The organism is Neobacillus drentensis, from assembly GCF_036965645.1.
Classification (GTDB): Bacteria; Bacillota; Bacilli; order Bacillales; family Cytobacillaceae; genus Neobacillus; species Neobacillus drentensis_D.
This window is the reverse complement of sequence record NZ_JBALPZ010000169.1, coordinates 1-3,189: the sequence shown is the minus strand read 5'-3', so window position 1 is coordinate 3,189 and position 3,189 is coordinate 1. Positions and strand designations below refer to the sequence as shown.

Sequence of the window (3,189 nt, the reverse complement as noted above, 5' to 3'; positions counted from 1 at the left end):
GTACATTTCTTCACAATCTCTTTGAAATGAACAATAAAATATCGATGTTACCACTGCTCATTATCACCGTATCAGTTGAATAGTTAGAATATTCTTTACCAATCATTCTAAAAATGATAAAATTTTTTAAAAGGGGGTGAAAAAATGGCTAGACACAAAGAATTTGATGAAGCCGAAGTTTTACCAAAAGCAATGGTGCTTTTTTGGCGAAATGGATATGAAAAAACGTCTATACAAGATTTAGTAGACTAATCTTTGGATCCACTTTAGCGGTATTAGATTAACAATTTTAGAATGAACGTTCTAAAAAAATGATTTTATCTAATCTTTTTTATTTAATATGGAGGATGAAAAGAATGAATCATTTAGAGGTTTTAAAGAAAATAGTAGCCGGTGAATTACCTGGAGCACCTGTTTCGGAGGTATTAGGTTTTAACGTAACGGATGTGGAAGTAGGCAGAGTTGTAGTTGAAATCGATGCAACTGAAAGGCTACATAATCCAATGGGTACGCTGCACGGGGGAATTTTATGTGACATAGCCGATGCTGCGATGGGCTTAGCATTTGTAACTACATTAGCTGAGGAAGAACTTTTTACGACAATGGAAATTAAATTAAATTTTCTAAAACCTATTTATAAATCTAGACTTCGAGCTGAGGGAAAATTAATAAAAAAAGGTTCATCAGTCGGATTGCTGGAGTGTCATGTATATGATGAAAAACAAAGTCTCGTGGCACATTCTACAAGTACATGTATGATTTTGAAGGGTAACCCTACCGGAAAAAGATTGAAAATAGAATAATATAATCAATCTCTTGTAAAAAGAAAGTCCATTCAAAGTGAGGTCCATATAGGTTTTAGCTAGCGTTTAGCTTGTAGCACGATGGAAAGTTCATTTTATCAATATTAAAAAGGTAAGGTGGGGAAAAATGCCTTCTATTCTAACGGCTCCTTCCAAAATGGAAAGCACGATGCACTTCCAAGAGAATAAACTCATTTTAATATGGAGTGTTACCATTTTGCTGGTTGTAATGAATACAACCATGTTTAATGTTGCATTACCCTTTATACTTAAAGACTTATCCATAAACTCAACTATGGGCTCATGGCTGGTATCAGGTTATTCCATCATGTTTGCCATTTCAACGTTAACATTTGGACGCCTATCTGATTTTGTTCCCCTCTCAAGACTTCTACTCCATGGAATTTGCCTATTAGGAATATCATCAGTCATCGGTTTCTTTTCAACAAATTTTTTTATCTTATTAGGAGTAAGAATTCTTCAAGCAGCTGGAGCAGGAGCCGTCATGGGATTAAGTATGATCATGGCTGGGCGGTATATCCCTCTATCAAGGCGCGGAAAAGCGATGGCGATTATTGCTTCAGCTGCCTCTTTGGCATTTGGGTTAGGTCCTGTACAAGAGGGAGTGATTACTCAATACTTAGGATGGAATTATCTTTTCGTTGTCACTATTTTTTCTGTCCTATCAATTCCTTTCTTCCTAAAGTTATTGCCTAATGAGGTGATTAAAAAAGGACATTTCAATTTATTAGGTGCTATTCTTACGGGGCTTGTTGTAACAGGTTTGTTACTTTTTCTAACTACATTTTGATATGGGATACTATTAGGAACAGTCGTTCTTTTTGCGGTATGGTGGAAATATCTTAATAAGACGGAAGAACCGTTTATCCCGCCAATCCTACTTAGAAATAAGCAATATACAAAGCTCCTTCTTATTAATTGTTCCGCTTTTTTCATTAATTTTTCAAATCTGTTTTTAATGCCCATTATTCTCACAACTGTATTCGGAAAAGAACCAGCAGTGCTAGGATTGATGATTTTTCCAGGTGCCATTATCGCCGTGGTTGCTGGCATATTTATAGGAAGATTCATTGACCGGTTTGGGAATGCACCGTTAATTATTTTTGGGCAGTTAATGTTATTATGTGCCTCAATCTTATTTGCATGGTTCTCTTCTGCAAATCCCTATTTTATCCTTTTCATTTATATGTTTGCTAGCGTTGGATTTACGGCAATTTCTTCGAGTATTTCGAACGAGATAACAAGGATCTTGCCTATCAATCAAATCGGTTCGGGGATAGGGATCGTCCAATTAACGCAATTTTTCGGTGCGGGTCTTGGAGTGACTATTTCCGGATTACTCATAACCATTCAAGAAGGATTATCTTTGGAAATGGTTTATCGAAATATCTTTATTTGCTTCTCGATTGTTAACATTATGGCTAGTTTCATATACGGCTTTTATCTTCGTAGAGCCAGGTTAAAGGAGCCAAGTTAAATTCTTCATCGCTTAAGTGAAAATAGGACTGCTATAATAGGGTTCACTCTTTCTTAAAAAGATTTCAATCATGAAACTTTAATGTTTTTGTTAATAAATCAAGCTACTTGCTAAAAAAGGGTTCAAATTCAGACAAAAGGGGGCATTTATAAAAAGGGAGTAAAGTAATATTCGAGTGAAAAAATTTATGTAATTCATTGGATATACGATAGCGGTTACTCCGAAATAAAAAAATGATGTTCATATTAAGTTAGTTAATCTTTCAGACCTTACACCACTTTAATTAGCTTTTATCCCTGATTTGGGGTTCATCAAGTACTCTTTCAAGGAGTGCTGTTTTATTTCCAAAGAAGGTTAATAATTTTTTCTGTTGTGACTCATTTCATATTGAACTAGTCGAGTAGAATGGAGACTTTCTACCTTTCGGTAGATTGTACTCCACCCCCTCACAGAACCGTGCTTGCACTATTAATGCACACGGCTCCTCCTAGTTACCATTCACATTTCTGCTATCCTTAATAGTTTTGTTTCCATCATTATTCCTACCTCAGAGTGTAGTAAATGTGTCCCTATTAAGGTTGATAACTGGTAGCTAGCCTTTCCTCCATCGGCATTACCCAACTTCATTGGTACTACGCTGCTATCCGACTCCCTATTCGGCATTTGGCTTACTTGCTTGTTTTCGCTTGTACACCATACTCTTCCATTAAGAAAAGACCAATAGGGTCTCCCGAGTTGCCGTATCATATCTATGTGTAACGTGCCAAGGTCTCTGACTCCAGAGAGGTTTTATCCATCTTGCCCCTAACGAAGGATAAAATGTAGCTTTCTGCTGCAGGTAAAGCATCAGCCCTCTCGATTTACTAACATTATGGAGCTCAATCCCTT

General features: G+C 36.4%; 2 protein-coding genes and 2 pseudogenes. 3 read left to right on the top strand and 1 reads right to left on the bottom strand.

Annotated elements, in window-relative coordinates; translation table 11 throughout:
* Positions 1-144 precede the first annotated feature (144 nt).
* The 3 genes and pseudogenes from V7266_RS25895 to V7266_RS30815 form a co-directional block, all read left to right on the top strand.
* A pseudogene (locus tag V7266_RS25895) lies at positions 145-249 on the top strand (TetR/AcrR family transcriptional regulator); the annotation flags it as partial.
* A 107-nt stretch (positions 250-356) separates the two neighbouring features.
* Positions 357-803 (top strand): PaaI family thioesterase, encoded by a 447-nt coding sequence (locus V7266_RS25890; RefSeq protein WP_335472124.1) that lies wholly within the window; start codon positions 357-359, stop codon positions 801-803.
* A gap of 127 nt (positions 804-930) precedes the next feature.
* A pseudogene (locus tag V7266_RS30815) lies at positions 931-2,301 on the top strand (MFS transporter).
* A gap of 706 nt (positions 2,302-3,007) precedes the next feature.
* Here the strand turns inward: V7266_RS30815 and V7266_RS25875 are convergent.
* The coding region (locus V7266_RS25875; RefSeq protein ID WP_335472122.1) for a hypothetical protein at positions 3,008-3,189 on the bottom strand (182 nt) is incomplete at its 5' end.